Annotated in this window: 20 protein-coding genes; 11 read left to right on the plus strand and 9 right to left on the minus strand. The window is 34.2% G+C overall.

Annotation, left to right across the window (positions count from 1 at the left end; all coding sequences use genetic code 11):
- Positions 1-290: 290 nt before the first annotated feature.
- Complete coding sequence (locus AC061C_RS09710) at positions 291-974, minus strand: ComF family protein (RefSeq protein ID WP_478291008.1); 684 nt, start codon at positions 972-974, stop codon at positions 291-293.
- A 97-nt stretch (positions 975-1,071) separates the two neighbouring features.
- On the opposite strand from AC061C_RS09710, the gene AC061C_RS09715 reads away from it, so the two are divergent.
- Positions 1,072-2,613, plus strand: coding sequence for a glycine--tRNA ligase (locus AC061C_RS09715; protein ID WP_417975784.1), 1,542 nt, complete (start codon positions 1,072-1,074; stop codon positions 2,611-2,613).
- A 67-nt stretch (positions 2,614-2,680) separates the two neighbouring features.
- Here the strand turns inward: AC061C_RS09715 and AC061C_RS09720 are convergent, their stop codons facing one another.
- Positions 2,681-3,208 (minus strand): DUF3575 domain-containing protein, encoded by a 528-nt coding sequence (locus tag AC061C_RS09720; RefSeq protein WP_478291009.1) that lies wholly within the window; start codon positions 3,206-3,208, stop codon positions 2,681-2,683.
- Positions 3,209-3,653: 445 nt separating this feature from the next.
- On the opposite strand from AC061C_RS09720, the gene AC061C_RS09725 reads away from it, so the two are divergent.
- The 4 genes from AC061C_RS09725 (at position 3,654) to AC061C_RS09740 (ending at position 7,677) form a co-directional block, all read left to right on the plus strand.
- A complete protein-coding gene (locus tag AC061C_RS09725) occupies positions 3,654-4,466 on the plus strand; it encodes a LytR/AlgR family response regulator transcription factor (RefSeq protein WP_478291010.1) in 813 nt (270 codons plus the stop codon).
- Between the two features lie 174 nt (positions 4,467-4,640).
- A complete protein-coding gene (locus AC061C_RS09730; protein WP_478291011.1) occupies positions 4,641-4,832 on the plus strand; it encodes a hypothetical protein in 192 nt (63 codons plus the stop codon).
- 147 nt (positions 4,833-4,979) lie between these two features.
- Positions 4,980-6,962, plus strand: a complete 1,983-nt coding sequence (locus tag AC061C_RS09735) for an ATP-binding protein (protein WP_478291012.1) — start codon at positions 4,980-4,982, stop codon at positions 6,960-6,962.
- Between the two features lie 22 nt (positions 6,963-6,984).
- Positions 6,985-7,677 carry a response regulator gene (locus AC061C_RS09740; RefSeq protein WP_478291013.1) on the plus strand — a complete coding sequence of 231 codons (693 nt, stop codon included), beginning with the start codon at positions 6,985-6,987 and terminating at the stop codon, positions 7,675-7,677.
- 70 nt (positions 7,678-7,747) lie between these two features.
- Here the strand turns inward: AC061C_RS09740 and thiL are convergent, their stop codons facing one another.
- Positions 7,748-8,794 carry a thiamine-phosphate kinase gene (thiL, locus tag AC061C_RS09745; RefSeq protein WP_417975774.1) on the minus strand — a complete coding sequence of 349 codons (1,047 nt, stop codon included), beginning with the start codon at positions 8,792-8,794 and terminating at the stop codon, positions 7,748-7,750.
- Between the two features lie 149 nt (positions 8,795-8,943).
- Between thiL and AC061C_RS09750 the strand changes: the two genes are divergently transcribed.
- Complete coding sequence (locus tag AC061C_RS09750) at positions 8,944-9,876, plus strand: 1-phosphofructokinase family hexose kinase (RefSeq protein ID WP_478291014.1); 933 nt, start codon at positions 8,944-8,946, stop codon at positions 9,874-9,876.
- 78 nt (positions 9,877-9,954) lie between these two features.
- Here the strand turns inward: AC061C_RS09750 and lepA are convergent, their stop codons facing one another.
- Positions 9,955-11,751, minus strand: a complete 1,797-nt coding sequence (lepA, locus tag AC061C_RS09755) for a translation elongation factor 4 (RefSeq protein ID WP_417975769.1) — start codon at positions 11,749-11,751, stop codon at positions 9,955-9,957.
- Positions 11,752-12,164: 413 nt separating this feature from the next.
- On the opposite strand from lepA, the gene AC061C_RS09760 reads away from it, so the two are divergent.
- A complete protein-coding gene (locus tag AC061C_RS09760; protein WP_478291015.1) occupies positions 12,165-12,803 on the plus strand; it encodes a pyridoxamine 5'-phosphate oxidase family protein in 639 nt (212 codons plus the stop codon).
- A 17-nt stretch (positions 12,804-12,820) separates the two neighbouring features.
- On the opposite strand, the gene AC061C_RS09765 is transcribed toward AC061C_RS09760, so the two are convergent.
- Genes AC061C_RS09765 through AC061C_RS09775 form a run of 3 tightly spaced genes read right to left on the minus strand, consistent with a single transcriptional unit; the run spans position 12,821 to position 14,067 of the window.
- Entirely contained in the window at positions 12,821-13,180 is a 360-nt protein-coding gene (locus AC061C_RS09765) for a hypothetical protein (RefSeq protein WP_478291016.1), read from the minus strand.
- Between the two features lie 3 nt (positions 13,181-13,183).
- Entirely contained in the window at positions 13,184-13,663 is a 480-nt protein-coding gene (locus tag AC061C_RS09770) for a DoxX family protein (RefSeq protein ID WP_478291017.1), read from the minus strand.
- A gap of 47 nt (positions 13,664-13,710) precedes the next feature.
- On the minus strand, positions 13,711-14,067 hold the full coding sequence (locus AC061C_RS09775; RefSeq protein ID WP_478291018.1) for a putative periplasmic lipoprotein: 357 nt from the start codon (positions 14,065-14,067) through the stop codon (positions 13,711-13,713).
- 360 nt (positions 14,068-14,427) lie between these two features.
- Between AC061C_RS09775 and AC061C_RS09780 the strand changes: the two genes are divergently transcribed.
- A complete protein-coding gene (locus AC061C_RS09780; protein WP_417948108.1) occupies positions 14,428-14,601 on the plus strand; it encodes a hypothetical protein in 174 nt (57 codons plus the stop codon).
- Positions 14,602-14,628: 27 nt separating this feature from the next.
- On the opposite strand, the gene AC061C_RS09785 is transcribed toward AC061C_RS09780, so the two are convergent.
- Positions 14,629-15,831, minus strand: coding sequence for a helix-turn-helix domain-containing protein (locus tag AC061C_RS09785; protein WP_478291019.1), 1,203 nt, complete (start codon positions 15,829-15,831; stop codon positions 14,629-14,631).
- Positions 15,832-15,971: 140 nt separating this feature from the next.
- On the opposite strand from AC061C_RS09785, the gene dusB reads away from it, so the two are divergent.
- The 3 genes from dusB to AC061C_RS09800 all read left to right on the plus strand — a co-directional run bounded on the left by dusB (position 15,972) and on the right by AC061C_RS09800 (position 17,564).
- Positions 15,972-16,967, plus strand: coding sequence for a tRNA dihydrouridine synthase DusB (gene dusB / locus AC061C_RS09790; protein WP_478291029.1), 996 nt, complete (start codon positions 15,972-15,974; stop codon positions 16,965-16,967).
- A 71-nt stretch (positions 16,968-17,038) separates the two neighbouring features.
- Positions 17,039-17,272 carry a hypothetical protein gene (locus AC061C_RS09795; RefSeq protein WP_478291020.1) on the plus strand — a complete coding sequence of 78 codons (234 nt, stop codon included), beginning with the start codon at positions 17,039-17,041 and terminating at the stop codon, positions 17,270-17,272.
- The gene (locus AC061C_RS09800) at positions 17,262-17,564 is read left to right on the plus strand and encodes a type II toxin-antitoxin system RelE/ParE family toxin (RefSeq protein ID WP_309756006.1); all 303 of its coding nucleotides are present in this window, start codon (positions 17,262-17,264) and stop codon (positions 17,562-17,564) included. The genes AC061C_RS09795 and AC061C_RS09800 overlap by 11 nt, the downstream gene beginning before the upstream one ends.
- A 3-nt stretch (positions 17,565-17,567) precedes the next feature.
- Here AC061C_RS09800 and AC061C_RS09805 read toward each other — a convergent pair whose 3' ends face one another.
- Positions 17,568-18,767 (minus strand): ABC transporter permease, encoded by a 1,200-nt coding sequence (locus AC061C_RS09805; protein ID WP_478291021.1) that lies wholly within the window; start codon positions 18,765-18,767, stop codon positions 17,568-17,570.

Here is an 18,767-nt window from a genome sequence, read left to right on the forward strand (position 1 = left end):
ATTTAAACATTAAACTCCGAAATGGAAATTCTATTTCGTTATAATTTCATTAAATAAATCAACAGGATTTTACTTTTGATTGCACTTCATTTGTTTTCAGGGGCTATTTACTTCGTCAGTTCAGTGCGCTCTATCCTGCTTTAGGCTATTTTTTTACCCAGCCAAAAAGCTTTTAAAAAGGAATTTCTCCCGAAGTATCGAGAGTATTGGGCTCAAACCGGGTGGAATTTTAAGATCATAAATTGTTTTTAGTATAAATTACTCTTTGTTTGAAATTGAAAAACAGCATTTTACGAATGCGCCATCGCCATACAAACAACACTAATTTTTGCACCTGGGATTTGTAGTAAAGCACGCGAACACGCCTCCAGTGTTGCACCGGTTGTAATAACATCATCTATTAAAAGGAAATGTTTGTTGTGGTCTTTCTCAGTAAAAGTAACATTAAAAATAGTTTCGATTCCCTCTGTTCGTCCCAATAGGTTTTTTTTGGATTGCGTTTTTGAGTAGACGTTTCGTTTTAATAACAAGTCGTTGTAGTCAATTTTTAAACTTTCAGAAAGCGATTTGCCAAAAGTAGTTACTTGGTTGTATCCTCTTTCTTTTAATTTTCTAGGATGTAACGGTACAGGAATAATTTCGTCTGCAGTATGCAATAAGGCAATCGTTTTTAAATCTTCGGCATACCATTCGCCAAGAATAGCTCCAATTTCTTCGTGACCTTTGTATTTTAAATTATGAATGAGTTCCTGAACAATTCCCTTTTTATGGAAATAAAATAATGCCGAAGCATGAACTATAGGGATACGACCATAAAACTTTTTGTACGCTTCGTTTTCAGAATTTAAATGGTGATTCGTCAATGGAATATCATGTCTGCAAACGGTACAAATCACGGTTTCATTGGTCAATAAAAAAGAGTTGCATCCAGAACATACTTTTGGAAAAAATAAATTGATGAGGCTTTCAAACATATAATCAAGGATTTATTTATAAAAATAAGCAAATCAGTGGTTCAATCTTGAACAATTTCCTTTTTTTTAAGTTCACTTTTTATATTTTTGCATTACTATGGCAAAACAAGAAGATTTATTTAAGAATGTAGTTTCGCACGCAAAAGAGTATGGATTTATTTTTCCGTCAAGCGAAATATACGATGGTTTAAGTGCAGTCTATGATTATGCACAAAATGGAGTAGAGTTAAAAAAGAACATACGCGAATATTGGTGGAAAGCGATGGTTCAAATGAACGATAATATTGTAGGCCTTGACGCTGCGATATTAATGCACCCAACAACTTGGAAAGCTTCAGGACACGTTGATGCCTTCAACGATCCATTGATAGACAACAAAGATTCAAAAAGAAGATATAGAGCCGATGTTTTGATTGAAGACTATGCTGAAAAGCTCAATCAAAAAGCCATCAAAGAGATCGAAAAAGCACGTGCTCGTTTTGGTGATGCTTTCAACGAACAGGAATTTGTTACAACAAATGCGCGTGTAATGGAATACAAAGCTAAGGAGCGAGAAATTCTGGAAAGAATGGCGCGTTCTTTAGGCAACGAAGATTTAGAAGATGTGAAAGCATTAATCGAAGAATTAGAAATTGCTTGTCCAGAATCTGGTTCTAGAAATTGGACCGAAGTGCGTCAATTTAACTTGATGTTTGGAACAAAATTGGGCGCTTCTGCTGATTCAGCAATGGATTTATATTTGCGTCCAGAAACGGCTCAAGGTATTTTTGTTAATTTCTTGAATGTGCAAAAATCAGGACGAATGAAAGTTCCTTTTGGGATAGCACAAACCGGAAAAGCGTTTAGAAATGAAATTGTGGCGAGACAATTTATTTTCCGTATGCGGGAGTTTGAACAAATGGAAATGCAATTTTTTGTGCGTCCAGGCGAAGAAATGAAACACTACGAATTTTGGAAAGAAGCTCGTTTGAAATGGCATTTATCACTTGGTTTAGGAAGAGAAAATTATCGTTTTCACGATCATGAAAAACTAGCGCATTATGCCAATGCAGCTGCTGATATTGAGTTTAATTTCCCTTTTGGATTCAAAGAGCTAGAAGGTATTCACTCTAGAACTGATTTTGATTTAAAAGCACACGAACAATTTTCGGGTAGAAAATTGCAGTATTTTGATGCTGAATTGAACCAGAATTATGTTCCTTATGTAGTGGAAACTTCAGTAGGATTAGACCGAATGTTCTTGGCTGTTTTTGCTACTTCCTTAAAAGAAGAAACATTAGAAGATGGTTCTACAAGAACAGTGCTGAAATTACCTTCAGTTCTGGCTCCAACTAAAGCAGCTATTTTACCATTAGTTAAAAAAGACGGATTGCCAGAAATTGCACATAAAATCATTGATGATTTGCGTTGGGATTTCAATGTGTCTTATGATGAAAAGGATGCCGTAGGAAGACGTTATAGAAGACAAGACGCTTTGGGAACTCCATTTTGCATTACTGTAGATCATCAAACTATTGAAGATCAAACAGTAACCATACGTCATAGAGATACTATGAAACAAGATCGTGTAGCTATTGCAGATTTAAAAGCGATCATTGAAAATGAAGTTTCGATGAAAAACTGGTTGATGAAAATGTAACTGATTTTATATTGTATAAAAAAAAGCTTCTCCGTCGAGAAGCTTTTTTTATAGTTTGTATAATTGTTTAAAATCGGTACCCTAATGTTATGCCACCTCGTCCTACTATTTCTGGACTATTATCACTAAATAAATTACGACCTATTCCAGCATTGATTTCAAAGACAAATCCTCTTCTATGAATCCACTTTGAACCTAAGCCAAAACCCAGCGCAAAATCAGTAAAACGCTCTTTATCTGTATTTGTCACATTGCCATTATTGTCATAATAATACATTGTATTTAATACTCCAGAGTTGACCATACTAAATCCTTCTACAAAGAATCCAGCTGCTGGTTTTTTTCCAAAATAAGCGCGATAATAGGGAGTCAAGCTAAAGTTAGTATCTGCTTCATCTTCGCTTATATAGAAAACAGAAACTCCAAGTCCGCTATCCTGAGTTAACAAGCGCTCATACGTAAATTCTACAGCGCCTAGGACTAAAAATAAAGCATTCCCTTTTAATTCATTTCTTTTAAAATCGATTGTTTCTTTTTCTTGGCTAAAACCAAATAAAAAAGAAGAAAAGCACAAAACAATAAATAGTTTTTTCATAATTTTTTTTGCTTAAAAGTAAGGTAATTTTGTAAAAAAATAAATTTTTTATCTGCTAATTATTTCTTTCAAATACAGTTTCGTTTCGTATTATAAATCTTTTTGTTAGGATTGATTGGAATAATACACTTTTACTATTGAAAGTTTTTTTGATCTAAAAGACATGAGACTGAAAATTTTAGCATCATTCCTGCGGAGTATTTTTTTTAAAGCTTAAGTTTGCGCTCTTTAACGGATTTATATGTACTTCATCTAAACATGTCAACATTTGTAAAAAACATATTAACAACACAAATAATAAAAACATTTAATGCTTATTTTTAGGAAGTTAAGCAATTTTTATTTAGCAAGTTTCCCATAAACTACCATTATTACTTTATTATTTAAAGTTTTTTTTCGCTTTAAACGAACCATGTAATGCCCAACAACTCCAGGAAAAACATTGATGAATTATTCGTACATTATTATTGACGACAATCAAGAAAATGTTTTGAAAACTAAAGCTATAACTGCTGGTTTCTCAGAGCTTCAATTTGTAGACTCTGCTACTAATTATCATGACGGTTTACATCTCATATTAGAACACCTTCCACAACTAGTTTTTCTAGAAATTGAACCAACAAATCTAGACAGTAAATTGTCGCTAGCTTTAATTAATGAGTTGTACCGCTATTTGAAAATAATTCCTAAAATTATTGTTACCACGGCAAAAAAAGATTTGGCTTTTGAGGCAATTAAATATGAGGTTTTTGATTACTTGCTAAAACCGTTGACTCGGATCGATGTAATTCAGTTGGTATTGAAACTGAATAAATCGATAGTTTCACAAGAAATAATAGCAAAAAAATCCTTGTCTTCATACAACGAGCCGATAGTTGTTGTCCAGCCACAAGTACCAAATCAAGATCAATCTCTTATTTTGTGCATCAAGTCGTATGGCGATTACAGGTATATTGCCGCAAAAGATATTTGTTATTTACATGCCGACAATAATTCTACTGACATTCACCTTAATACCGGTGAAATGATAACGGCTTTCAAAACATTGAAGCATTTTGAAGGAGTGTTATCCGTTCCATTTATAAGAATCCACAACAGTTACATTGTAAATAAGGATTATATCTCAAGGATTCATAGCGGGAATTCACTGTGTTATATAAAAAATAGTGCTGTAAAAATACCTTTTTCTAAAACTTATAAATTCAATATTGAGTTGATTATCTCTAATTTTTCCAAAGGGAATTACCTTGAAATTTAAAAAACAATCATTCACTCTAATTTGATACTCATTCACACTCAAACAACTACACTCTACCATAAACCCTCTTTTTTGTAAGAATTCACGAAGCTTTCTATGTAAATTTATTTCAGAATCTGTTTTTAAAACGGTTCTAAAACCAAACAAATAAATAACAACATAAAAGTTTAAATTATGAAAAAAGCAATCGTAACAATCGGATTATTCTCATTTGCATTGGTGTTAACTTCTTTTACTTCAAACGGACAAATCACTACTATACAAAAAAAAGACAGCAAAACTGAGATTTTCAAAATCGAAAATGTGAAATTAGATGTGACCGGAGAAGGGGGTGTTCCTCAAGCTAACAGTAAGAAAAATGATTAAATAAACAGAAAATTAAATTAATTAAAAGCTATCAAATTATTCGGATAGCTTTTTTTATTTTTTATAGTTTTATTTCCTACTTTTGATTGAATAACACTATATCTATTGAGACATCTTTTTTATTTAATTCTTTTATTTGTTTTTTTGATGTACAGCTGTACTGAGAAAAAAACAGTAACTAAAACTATTTCAAGGTCTCAAGATAGTTTAGAGGCTTATTTTACTTCCGCCAATAATTTTGATTTGTCTTCTCGTGAGCGAGAAAAATACATAGAAAAAGCATTTGAAATTATTATTACGCAAGAAAACGATTCGATATATCGTGTAAATCTTTTCAAAATTGCTAATCGTTATTATAATTTAGAAAACTGGCAGAAATATAAAAAAACCGTACGATTGGTTCTTGAAAAAGCTGAAATAAAACAAGATGTTTTCAGTATGGCCAAAGGGAATTCCTATTTAGGTGATTACTACGATTCTCAAGCGATACCCGATAGTTCTTTTTTGTATTATAACAAAGCACAAAAAATATATCTTGCGTTAAATGATCCTTATAATTTAGCGCAAACGATTTTAAGGAAAGCCATTTTAAAGTTCAAGCAAAATGATTTGTACGGTTCTGAAAAAGAGGTTTCTAAAGTTTTAAAAATTATAAAAAATACTGATTATAACGATTTACTATATGATGCTTACAATCTTCTAGGATTAATCTACAGTGATTTAGAAGATTATAATAATGCGATGGTATACCACAATAAGGCCTTAACAAGCATTGATGATAAACTAACGGCTTCTTTTTCGCAACCAAAAGCAACATCTTATAACAATATTGGGCTTGTATTTAAAAGTAAGAAAAACTTCAAAGAAGCAATCACGTATTTTGAAAAAGGATTAACAGAGAAAAGCGTACTTAAAAATAATCCCAACCTATATGCGACGCTGATAAATAATCTAGCCTATTCTAAATTTAAACTCAATGAAAAAGAAGGAACGCAAGATTTGTATTTTAGAGCACTACGAATTAGGGATAGTTTGCAATTCACCTCAGGTATTATAGAAAGTAAAATAAACATATCAGAATATTTTATGTTTGAGAAGGATACTGTAAAAGCTATGTTGTTTGCTGGACAAGCTTTTGAGTTATCGAAAAAATCTAAGAACTATAGTGCTGTTCTAAATTCATTAAAGCAACTATCTCTTGTACAACCACAAAACGCTGCTGCTTATTCCAAGGAATACATTCAAATCAATGATAGCTTGCAAAAAGCGGAGCGAAAAATAGGTGAGAAATTCACCCGTATTGAGTATGAAACAGATGAAATAAAAAGCGAAAACAAGGACTTAGTTGTTCAGAACCGGAATATAGTGTATGCTTTTAGTGCTTTTGGGCTTTTGGGCTTTCTTTCTTTTATTATTCTAACTCAAAAAGCAAAAAATAGAGAGCTCATTTTTAAACAGCAACAGCAATATGCCAATGAAGAAATTTATAATTTAATGCTAGCGCAACAAAATACTATCGAAACGGGCAGAATTGAAGAAAAGAAAAGAGTAGCTCGAGAATTGCATGATGGCATTTTAGGGAGAATGTTTGGAGTAAGGATGAATCTGGACGGATTAAACAAATTTCCAGATGAAAATGCGGTTCATCAGCGAACAAACTACTTATCAGAATTGAAAAACATTGAGCAAGATATTCGTGAAATTTCCCATGATCTAAATAGAGAGAAATCAGAATTAATTAATAACTTCGTGGCAATAGTGGATCAGTTATTCGAAGAGCAGAAAAAGACCTATACAGCAAAATTTATTTCAAACATTGATTCGAATATAAAATGGGAACTAGTATCGAACGCTGTAAAAATAAACGTATTCCGAATGCTACAAGAATCACTCCAAAACACCAACAAATATGCAAGTGCTACTACTGTTAATGTTGATTTGAATCAGTTAGATAATCATCTTATCTTGAAAATAAGTGACGATGGAGTTGGATTTAATGTGAAAAACACCAAAAAAGGAATTGGACTACAAAACATTCTCTACAGAACAAATGAGTGCAGTGGAGTAGTTACAATAGAATCAATAAAAGACGAAGGAACAATCATAACTATTACACTACCGATAGTCTAAAACAAATAATTTAAAAGGGAATATGATTGATTCAGTTGACAATGAGAAAATAAAGAAAAATATATTAATCGTTGATGATCATCCTTTTATTATAGAAGGATATAAAAACGCGATCACGAGATACCTCCCTGACCAATTTGAGTTTTTTATAATTCAAGCAAAAGACTGTGAATCAGGGTATAACAGTATTACAAACTCAGAAATTGCTCATTTTGATATTGCTTTTCTAGATATTAGTATGCCAGCTTATGAAGAAAAAAACATGTATTCTGGGGAAGATTTAGCTAAATTGATATTAGAATTTATGCCTAATTGCAAAATTATTTTGCTAACCATGTTTACCGAATTTTTAAAGATAAAAACCATTATCAGTACTATAAATCCAAGTGGATTGGTTATCAAGAACGACTTAACCTTTGATGAGCTAATTTATGCTTTTAATAAAATTATAAACAATGAACAGTATTACAGCGATTCGGTTTTAAAAATGCTTGCGCAATCTGAAGAAGGAAGTATAGAAGTTGATGTATTTGACAAACAAATTTTGTTTCATTTGTCTAAAGGAACGAAGCCACGGGATTTCCCGCAATATATCCCAATTTCTTTAGGAGCAATCGATAACAGAAAATCAAATTTAAAACGATTATTAAAGGTAGAATCGGGTAGCGACAGCGACTTAGTTCTAGCTGCCAAAAGCAAAGGATTACTTTTTTAATATTTTCAAGCTCAACCAAAAACAAAAACGACACTACAAGAGTGTCGTTTTTGTTTACTTTCAATACGTTTTATTGCGTCAATGCATCCCACCCACGCGCTTTTAAAGCAATTTTTGTATTCGCACGAGTCACTAAATGAATCCCTTCGCTTTCTTGTGTCATGTGACCAATAATCGTAAAATTAGGATTGCCTTTTATCTTTTCAAAATCTTCCATGGCAATGGTAAAAAGCAATTCATAATCTTCTCCACCGTTTATGGCTACTGTAGTACTGTCAATATTAAATTCTTCGCACACATTTATAAACTGAGGATCTATTGGTAATTTGTCTTCATATAAATTACAACCCACTTTAGATTGCTTGCACAAATGCATAATTTCTGATGATAATCCGTCTGAAATATCAATCATTGCAGTTGGTTTTATTTCTAAAGCATGCAACAAAGTGCGTACATCTTTTCTAGCTTCGGGCTTTAATTGACGTTCTATAAGATACGTATAAGCATCTAAATCAGGTTGTGAATTGGGATTTACCTGAAAAACTTGTTTTTCTCTTTCTAAAACTTGTAGTCCCATGTATGCAGCGCCTATATCTCCTGTAACTACTAATAAATCAGTTTGCTTGGCACCGTTTCTATAAACGATTTCATCTTCATTCGCTTCACCAATAGCAGTTATACTTATAATTAATCCTTTTTGAGATGAGGTCGTGTCACCACCAATAACATCTACATTATATTCTAGTGCGGCATGCGTTATTCCAGCGAATAATTCATCTAATGCTTCTAGTGGAAAGCGATTAGAAACTGCAATAGAAACTGTGATTTGTGTTGGTTTTGCATTCATCGCACAAATATCGGAGATATTAACTACGACTGCTTTATAACCCAAATGTTTTAAAGGCATGTACGCCAAATCAAAATGAACCCCTTCGATAAGTAAATCAGTAGAAACAACCACTTTTTTATCTTTAAAATCTAAAACAGCTGCATCATCTCCAATTCCTTTCAAAGTGGAAGGTTGGTTGATTTTGAAGTTTTTGGTTAAATGGTCTATCAATCCAAATTCGCCTAGTTGTGCTATGCTGGTGCGTTGTGGGTTTTTATCTTCTATCATGGTAGCTGAGGGGAATAAAGAATTTACTTTATTCGTTACGATTAATTTACAAAGTTTTGAGCGTGCAAATATACAAAGAAATATTTGCCCAGATTTGAACCCTTTTTTTGGATTTTTGTTCGATCTTTAGACACAATAAAGTACACAATATGAAAGCATTTGATATCGTTACACTGACAGTAAATCCTGCTCTTGATAAAAGCACCCATTTTAAAGGTCTTGTTGCTGAGCAAAAAATAAGATGTGAAGAACCGCGTTTTGATGCTGGAGGCGGCGGAATCAATGTCTCCAAAGCGATTTCCCGTTTAGGAGGAACTTCGCAAGCAATATTCACATCTGGCGGACCAATAGGTGCGATGCTCGAACAATTAATACATAAAGAAGCGATCGCATATACAGCTATACAAGTTCAAACATGGACTAGAGAAAGTTTTGTGGCCGTGGATGACAATACCAATTCTCAATACCGTTTTGGTTTTGCGGGTGGTGTAATCTCGGAGCAAGAGGAAAGCAACATACTTGAAACGATCGCAAAGCTGACTCCCAAGTTTTTAGTAGCCAGCGGAAGTTTAAATGAAGGTTTGCCAACTGATTTTTATAAAAAAATAGCTGAAATCGCTAAAAAGTCTAATTCTAAACTCATCGTTGATACTTCTGGTGAAGCATTAAAAAAAGTATTAGAAGTGGGTGTTTACATGATTAAACCGAATGTTGGAGAACTAGCAAAACTAACTGGAGTGGAGCGATTGGAACTGGAAGAAGTAAACGAAGCCGCAAAACAAATCATCGCTAAAGGCGGTGCCGAAATTGTAGTCGTTTCCCTCGGACCGCAAGGTGCTGTTCTGGTAACCAAAGATTCGTATGAGTTTGTTCCAGCTCCCAATGTTGCTAAAAAAAGTACTGTTGGTGCTGGCGATAGTATGGTGGGCGGCATGGTTTGGGCTTTATCTCAAAACAAAAGTCTGAAAGAAGTTATCCGTTGGGGAGTTGCTTGTGGATCAGCAGCTACGATGAATGAAGGAACACAATTGTTTAAACTCGAAGATGCTAAGCGATTGTTTGAATGGTTGAAGAATAAATAAAACAAAAAAACCTGACAATTTTTACATCGTCAGGTTTTCTCTATGTTTTTTAATTCCCCCTTAGGAGGTTAGGGGGATTTAATCGTTCAATTTCAATACCGCCATAAAAGCTTCTTGCGGAATCTCAACATTTCCTACTAAACGCATTCTCTTTTTACCTTTTTTCTGTTTTTCTAAAAGTTTACGTTTACGAGAAATATCACCACCATAACACTTAGCAGTAACATCTTTACGAAGCGCTTTTATCGTTTCACGAGAAATTACTTTTACACCAATTGCAGCTTGAACCGGAATATCAAATTGCTGTCTCGGAATCAATTCCCTCAATTTCTCACACATTTTTTTACCTATGGAATAGGCGTTATCAGTATGCATCAAGGACGACAAAGCATCCACAATAGTAGCATTCAATAAAATGTCTACTTTCACTAAAGAGGAAGTTCGCATTCCTATTGGCGTATAATCAAACGATGCATAACCTTTAGAAACCGTTTTCAAACGATCGTAAAAATCAAATACAATCTCTGCTAGTGGCATGTCAAAAGTCAATTCCACACGCTCAGTAGTTAAATACGTCTGGTTCGTAATCAGTCCGCGTTTTTCAATACACAAACTCATTACATTCCCTACGTAATCAGATTTGGTGATGATTGTTGCCTTGATAAAAGGTTCTTCTACGTGGTCCAAACGAGACGGTTCTGGCAAGTCTGATGGATTATTTACAATCAATATTGTAGTTGGGTCTTTCTTGGTAAAAGCGTGGTACGAAACGTTAGGAACAGTTGTAATAACGGTCATATTAAATTCACGCTCTAAACGCTCTTGGATAATTTCCATGTGTAACATTCCTAAAAATCCACAACGGAAACCAAATCCTAATGCCGCCGAACTTTCCGGTAAAAACACCAACGAAGCATCGTTCAACTGTAGTTTCTCCATCGAGTTTCTCAACTCTTCGTAATCTTCAGTGTCTACTGGATAGATTCCAGCAAAAACCATTGGTTTTACATCTTCAAAACCAGTAATAATATTAGTAGTAGGATGTTTTGCATCCGTCAATGTATCTCCTACTTTTACTTCTTTGGCTTCTTTAATTCCGGATATCAAATAACCAACATCTCCTGCAGAAATTACTTGTTTCGGAACTTGATTCAATTTCAAAGTACCTATTTCATCGGCAAAATATTCATTTCCAGTGGCCATGAATTTAATTTTTTGCCCTTTTTTTATCTGTCCGTTTTTAACTCGGAAAATAACTTCGATTCCACGAAACGGATTGTAGTGCGAGTCAAAAATCAAAGCTTGTAAAGGTTCATCAATATTTCCTTTCGGAGGCGGAATTCTTTCAATAATCGCAGCTAGAATATTTTCGACACCAAAACCTGTTTTACCTGATGCGTGAATAATTTCGTCTAATTTACATCCCAGTAAATCTACAATATCATCACTCACTTCCTCAGGATTGGCACTTGGCAAATCTACTTTGTTCAAAACCGGAATAATTTCCAAGTCGTTTTCTAGCGCCAGATACAAATTCGAAATTGTTTGTGCCTGTATACTTTGCGCAGCATCCACAATCAAAAGTGCCCCTTCGCAAGCCGCAATAGATCGAGAAACTTCGTACGAAAAATCGACGTGACCTGGAGTATCAATCAAGTTCAAGATGTATTCTTGTCCTTTATAAGTATATTCCATCTGGATCGCGTGACTCTTAATCGTAATACCGCGTTCACGTTCTAAGTCCATATTATCCAGCAATTGCGCCTTTTCTTCACGAGCCGTAACCGTTTGAGTCGCCCCAAGTAAGCGGTCGGCAAGCGTACTTTTCCCGTGATCAATATGTGCAATAATGCAAAAATTCCGTATGTGTTTCATTCTATCTAAATATCAATTTCAATTATGTCTTATCAAGCGCAATCGTTCTTTGGGCGTGCCGGCAAAAAAAGCCGTCGGGCTATACGCTCTATCTTTTGTTTCGTTACCACTTCACAAAAGGATGCCGCTGCTATCCCTCACGCAAATCCCCAAAAAACAGTTGATTAATTTGCAAATATAAGGTAAAAGTTTTGATTGGGGATTGAACAAAAGCTAATGTTAAGGATCAGCAATTTATTTTTTGTAAAGGATTCAGTAGTAGTTTGTAGTATTTCATAACAAGTTGATAGAAGTTCTGTTTCTGTGTGATAGAACGTGTGCAAATTGCACTAATTTTTGAATTATTTCTGATCCTATTTTGTTATTTTTGAGTCCATCAATAGTCCACTCCCAAATCGAAAAAATTGATTTCCATGAACCAACTAAATGAAGATTACATCACCATAAACGACACCAATTATAATTTGCAAGGCATTGAATCCTTGGCCTGGAAAAAGTTAGTTAACGGATCCGTCAAGAAAAAAAATGGTTTTAGAACCATGTGTGTGGGAACCATCGACGAAAAAAACACTGCCGCACTACGAATTGTAGTAAACAGAAAAGTAGATGAGAGTAACAAAACGATTTATTTTCACACGGACAATCGTTCTAGAAAATTCTCTGATTTAGAACAAGACAATCGCATCTCGCTGTTGTTTTATGATGCGCGGCAAAAAGTGCAAATTGTAGTAAAAGCATTTGCTACACTTCATACCAACAACGCTGTCGCAAATGATCGTTGGAAGGCAACCAGTGCGCAAGCCCGATTAGGTTATATGACACTGGAACCGCCAAATACAAAATCAGACCAACCAACATTGGGTCATGAAGAGCGCTTCGCAAGCATAAAACCCTTGGACGAAGAAAGCAATCCTTTTGAGAAGAACTTTTCAGTTGTAGCTTGCACGGTTTATGAACTAGAATTTTTGTATCTCGACTTTTACGGCAACCGAAAGGCTAATTTTTATTATGAAAACGGAGTTTTAGAAAATAGTTTTTGGACTGTTCCTTAAAAGAAAACGACTAAAAGTTATTTTTTATTGAATGTCGCGTTGTAAAAAGTGGTATCTCCCTGAGAGAAATCAACCCTGCGATTTTTTTGATTTTCAAATTCTAGGCTGTCATTCACCATAAATTTAATCTCGGTAAAGGTGTAGCCAGTTTCAAAGTTTGTTGTTAGCTCATACAAGCTATCCTTTTTTATAGTTTTCATTTCAGTAGGATAATCCCAAGAAAAAGGTTTGTCTTTCCCTTTTATTCCTACTTTTTTAATTACGCTGATATTGCTTGTATTCAGTCTAATAACAACTGTTCTTTTATAGGTTTTTTGAACACAGCTCGTTAGTGTAATAAAAAGTAATAAGGTCAAGAAGACGGTTGCAGTTTTCATAATTTAATTTTTTCGAGTGAGTAAATAATCAATTCCAAAACGTCCTGAACCTAAGATGAGAAAGAACATCGCAACCCATAAAAATCCCATGGCTGCGAGACAATTCCATAATCCGTTTTGTATTTGTTGCATAAAGATGGCCACTAGCATGGTACAAATTACTAAGAAAGAGGCAATTCGTGTTTGAAATCCACACACTAAAAGCAATCCGCCTATAGCTTCTGCAAAAGCACCCATCCAAGCAAAAAAAGCTGGAGCAATGGCAAAAATTCCACCATAATTTGCCACATCACCGGGAAACCAAAAAGCGACTTCAAACAATCCTAAATTAGCATCAACCGGTGACCAAGGCATTCCAAATTTATCGGCTCCAAAGTTAAAAGCCAGCAAGTACCCACAAACAATTCTAGGTATGGTAAGGAATAAATCTTGTGACCAATGAGGCAACAAAATAGGTTTGGTGAATTTGGTGAGTAGTTTCATAATGTTATATTTTTTTGAAATTGAAATTGCTATTGCCATTTACAGGGTTAATTTTTATATCCCATTGATAAGCCAGTATCCCCAGTTACATACAGATCGACTGATGCACTTTCACTGGATTTGTTCTCAATTCGTAATGCGGTATTTTTTTCTGCTTTTACGATTACAGTTTCATTTGGTCTAACGATAATCGGCGAATGTGTTCCTCCAGCAAGAGGAGCCATAATAATATTTAAATCGTGATTTGAAACGTTTTTAAGTTTTACTCTGAAGCTTCCGTGTTCATTATTTCCTAATACAAAACTTTCGTTTGGTTTAATAGTTGTATTTGAAGTAAGCGAATCAAAAACACTACAAGAAGTAACAAATAAAACAGTTGCGAATAATACGAGGATTGTTTTCATAATTAGTTTTTTAGTGATTAATAACAGCGCAAATTTGCGCTATAAATCAGCACCAATCGCTTCAAATTATGATTTGAGACTAGTTTTGGTCTGCTGTAAAGTGCTGTAAACGTTGATATTGTTGTTTTTAACGATTCTTTTTCAAAAAAAATTTTGTAGTTATTCCTGATTTTTAATGTCAGTTAATAGTTCACAATTACAGTCTATCTGTCGAAAGTTCTTTTGGTAGTTTGTTTAAATTTAACGCTTGTTGTAGGGAATCATTTTTATAGAGTTCGTAGTTTTATATTCAGGAGTAAATGCAGTTTTGGAAAACAAAACCAAGTAATAAACTCTTGAAATTTTTAACGCTATTGAATTATGAAACGGAATTCCCCAAAAGACATCAGTCACCTTGATGATTTAAACCGATTGAATGAAATAGTTTCTGATAAGCGCCTTGCAAAAAGAGCAACAGAAAAAAAGAATAGACGCAACCGCCACTACGAAAAACAGTTTATAAAAAACACCATAGAGCGGTTTGATGCTGAATAATTAGTTGCTTTTTTATTGGCGGAAACCTTATTCATTGGTGTATTCTTTCGGAGTTTTGCCAGTGTTTTTCTTAAAAGCTCTGTTAAAAGTAGCTTTCGAATTAAAGCCGCAATCATAAGCAATTCCTAATAAGGTAGATTTCTTGTGTTCGCCATTTGATAAACTGATTTTAACCGCCTCAATTCTGAAGTTATTGATGTAATCATTAAAATTCATTTGAAACCCTTGGTTGATTGTTTTAGAAATAACGGAGACGTTGGTTTCTAATTTTTTCGCCAAATCTGTAAGCGTTAATTCGGGATTTTGATAGAGTTTTTCTTCTTGAATTAAGGTTTCTATTTTAGATTTCCAAAGTTCCGTTTCGGGTGAAACAGCTTTTTCTAAAGTCTCATATTGAATGTCAATACTGGTCTCCAGATCATTTGTACTGTTATGGTCTAATAAAAGAATGGGACTTTTGTCAAAAAAAGACATCTTAAACGGTATCGTAGCATTTGTAGGATTAGAATATCCAGTAATGGCAATATAATACATCACTATCGAAAAGAAAAGATAAAACCACCAACTGCCTTGATAGGATTTTATTTCGGGAAAAAAGTATCCTATGCCATCAAAAACTAGTGGTAAAAGTAACATCACTAAAAAAGCAATCAAATACGTTTGGATCCATTTAAACAAAACAGAATCGGCATAACTCACTACTTGAAACATGAGTTTTTTGTATACATTGTAATATCGGATACTTAAAATAAAATACACAATCATGGAGAGTAGACCTAGTTTTTGATACCATTGCTCAAAGTCTTTGTCCATTCCATTTTTATAGAAATAGTAATCACCAAAAATGAATTGGTCATAAATCCAAATAGCAATAATGTATAGTAGATATAGCAATCCCGGCGTTAAATGAAGTGCTTCTTTTTTCGAAAATTTGAAAGAGGGATTCAGTAAACTTTGGGTATAAAAAAAGATGATAGGACCTATCCATAAAAGGTGCTGAAAAGGAGTGTAAAATAAAATATCTCGATAGGGTTGATTGTCATACCAACCCGCAAAACCAAGCATCCAAGGTGCACAATACAGGCTACAAAGAAAAATGAAAAAACTCAACCAATAATTAGATTTATTGTCAGTTTTAATAGCTTTTGCAAGTAATAAAGCGCTGTAAACAATTCCTTGCGTAAACGAAATAAGTAAAACGGAACTGTAAAAGCCAAATTGATAAAGCATTGCGAAGTTTTTATAAAAATAATTATTTTTTGTAAACCAATGTCAAAATTTTGAAATTAGTACTTCTTGTGTCTTAATCTCTTGATAGTTCCAAGATTATCGATCTAATTTTTTTATCTTTGCAAAAAAATAAAAACACCTTGATTAAAATAGGCGACCATATTGTTTTACCGGATTTTCCCTTACTTCTTGCTCCAATGGAAGATGTGAGCGATCCGCCGTTTCGTAGATTGTGCAAAATGCATGGTGCTGATATGATGTATTCAGAGTTTATCTCTTCAGAAGGATTAATTCGTGACGCAATCAAGAGCCGAATGAAATTAGATATTTTCGATTACGAACGACCTGTTGGAATTCAAATTTTCGGCGGTGACGAAGAGGCAATGGCTTTGTCTTCTAAAATTGTTTCTACCGTAAATCCAGATATTATTGATATCAATTTTGGATGCCCTGTCAAAAAAGTAGTTTGCAAAGGAGCCGGTGCTGGTGTTTTAAAGGATGTTGACTTAATGATTCGGTTAACGAAAGCCGTTATTGCTGGTACCCATTTACCAGTAACCGTGAAAACGCGTTTGGGTTGGGACGACAATTCTATAAATATTGATGAGGTAGCAGAGCGTTTGCAAGACATTGGTGTGGCCGCTTTGAGCATTCACGCTAGAACGCGTGCCCAAATGTACAAAGGCCACTCAGATTGGTCCCACATTGCCCGCGTGAAAAACAATCCTAGAATTACGATGCCAATTTTTGGTAACGGAGATATCGATTCTCCGGAGAAAGCATTACAATATAAAAATGAATACGGCATTGACGGAATTATGATTGGTCGTGCTGCCATTGGTTATCCTTGGATTTTTGACGAAATCAAGCATTACTTCAAAACAGGAGAACACTTAGCAAAACCTACCGTTATTGATAGAGTAGAAGCTGTACGCAATCACCTCACTTGGGCAATGGACTGGAAAGGCGAACGTTTGGGAATTGTAGAAACGCGTCCGCATTACACTAATTATTTCAAAGGAATTCATTCGTTTAAAACCCACAAGCAAAAATTAGTAACACTAGATCGTCCCGAAGAGTTGTTCGCCGCTTTGAATGAAATCGAAGAATCTTACGCAGGATACGAGGTGGTTTAGATTTTTACTTAAAATGTAAAGTCAATTAATTTCGCTAAGTTTTATTATATTTGTTAGAAATAATTTTGATTATGAGTGTTCAAACCGAAAAATCTTTTTTAATTGATTTACTTCAAAATATCAATGACGCTTCTATCATTCAGAAAGTGAAGAATTTTGTATTGCACGAAATCGAACCCGTTTCTTTGTCAGAAAATCAAAAAAAAGAATTAGACAAAAGAGTATTGGAACATCATGAGAATCCTATATCTGGAGTAGTTGCACTTGAATTTTTAGATTCTTTGAAATCTAAATATGAGTTATAACAAACTCATTTTAAAGACTATTGCTGCTATCGAAATTGAAAATACAATTGCGTATTATGCTTTAATAAATAAAGTTTTAGCTAAAAAAATCGAAAAAGAAATACGATTTGGCTTTAATGCAATTGCTAAAAATCCTGAAAGTTACCAGTGCCGTTATTTTGAAGTCAGAATATTTTGGTTGGATAAATTTCCGTACGGCTTGTATTATATCTGGGAAAATAGCGAAGTGTTTATTCTGGCTTTTTGGCATACTAAAGAAAATATTCCAAACAAGTTGTCTAAAATAATATAACTACTATTCCAACAACTTCTTGCTCACGCGACTACTTGCAATTAAGGAAGCAATAAAGCCAAGAGTGACAATCGTTCCCATAACAATCAGTACATTTTCGAGAGAGAAAATCACGGGATAAGCCAGTGAAGGAGTAATCATAACCAACTGAAAATACTCTTGCAGCAACACGATTATGATTCCTAAAACTAAGCCAATAATTCCGCCAAAAACACTCAATAAAGTACCTTGAAGCAAGAATATTTTTCGTAAATCCTTGATTTCAGTTCCCAAGTTAAAAAGGGTTTTTAGGTTTCCCTTTTTGTCTAAAATCATCATGATCAGTGCTCCAATCAAATTGAAAAGTGCCACAATAATGACCAGTGTAAATATTAAGTACACCGCAATATTCTCTGTGTTCAACATTTTATAGAGCGATTCATTGAGTTGTGTCCTGTTTTTTACCGTAATTTTATTGTTGAAAATTGTTTGGAGTTGCCCTGTAATTACACTTTCATCTGCACCAGGCTTTACTTTGATTTCAATTCCAGAAACTTGATTGGTTTTGTATTCTAACAATTCCTGCGCTAAACCTAAATCAGCAAAAACATATTTAGAATCTAAGTCTTCACTAATAGCATAAATACCCACCGGAATAAGATCGGTTTTATTAAACGCTTCTTCTGGATTTTCAATTGCCCCTTTTCCCGGTTTTGGCGCCAGAACTTCCAATTGCCTGTTAAAATCAAGCAATCCCAAGGAGAATTTTTGAGCAATGCCATAACCTACAACTACTTGATAGGTATTGGGTTGCAGCCACTGTCCGTTATAAAGTTTTGATTCAATAGCATTGACTTTGCTATAATTTGCATCTACGCCTTTCAAGTACGTAACTTCTTGTTTGTCATCAAAAGTGAATAAAACACGCTCTTCAATAATTTTGGTATAGGAGGCAATGCCTGCAATGTCCTTTATTTCGATTTCTTGTTTTGGCGAAATCAAAAAAGATTTCCCTAAGGTGCTACTGATTTTGAGATCAGGATCTATCTCATTGGTAAAGGAAAGGCTAAAAACTTTCAGACCACTAAACACAGATAATACCACAAACAAAGCCATAGCACCTACAATAATTCCCATACTGGCAATACGATTGATGATATTGATTGCGTTGTTTTTACTGTTGCTCCGAATATAGCGTTTGGCTATGTATAAAGGGAAATTCAA

The organism is Flavobacterium sp. GNP010 (assembly GCF_056428945.1).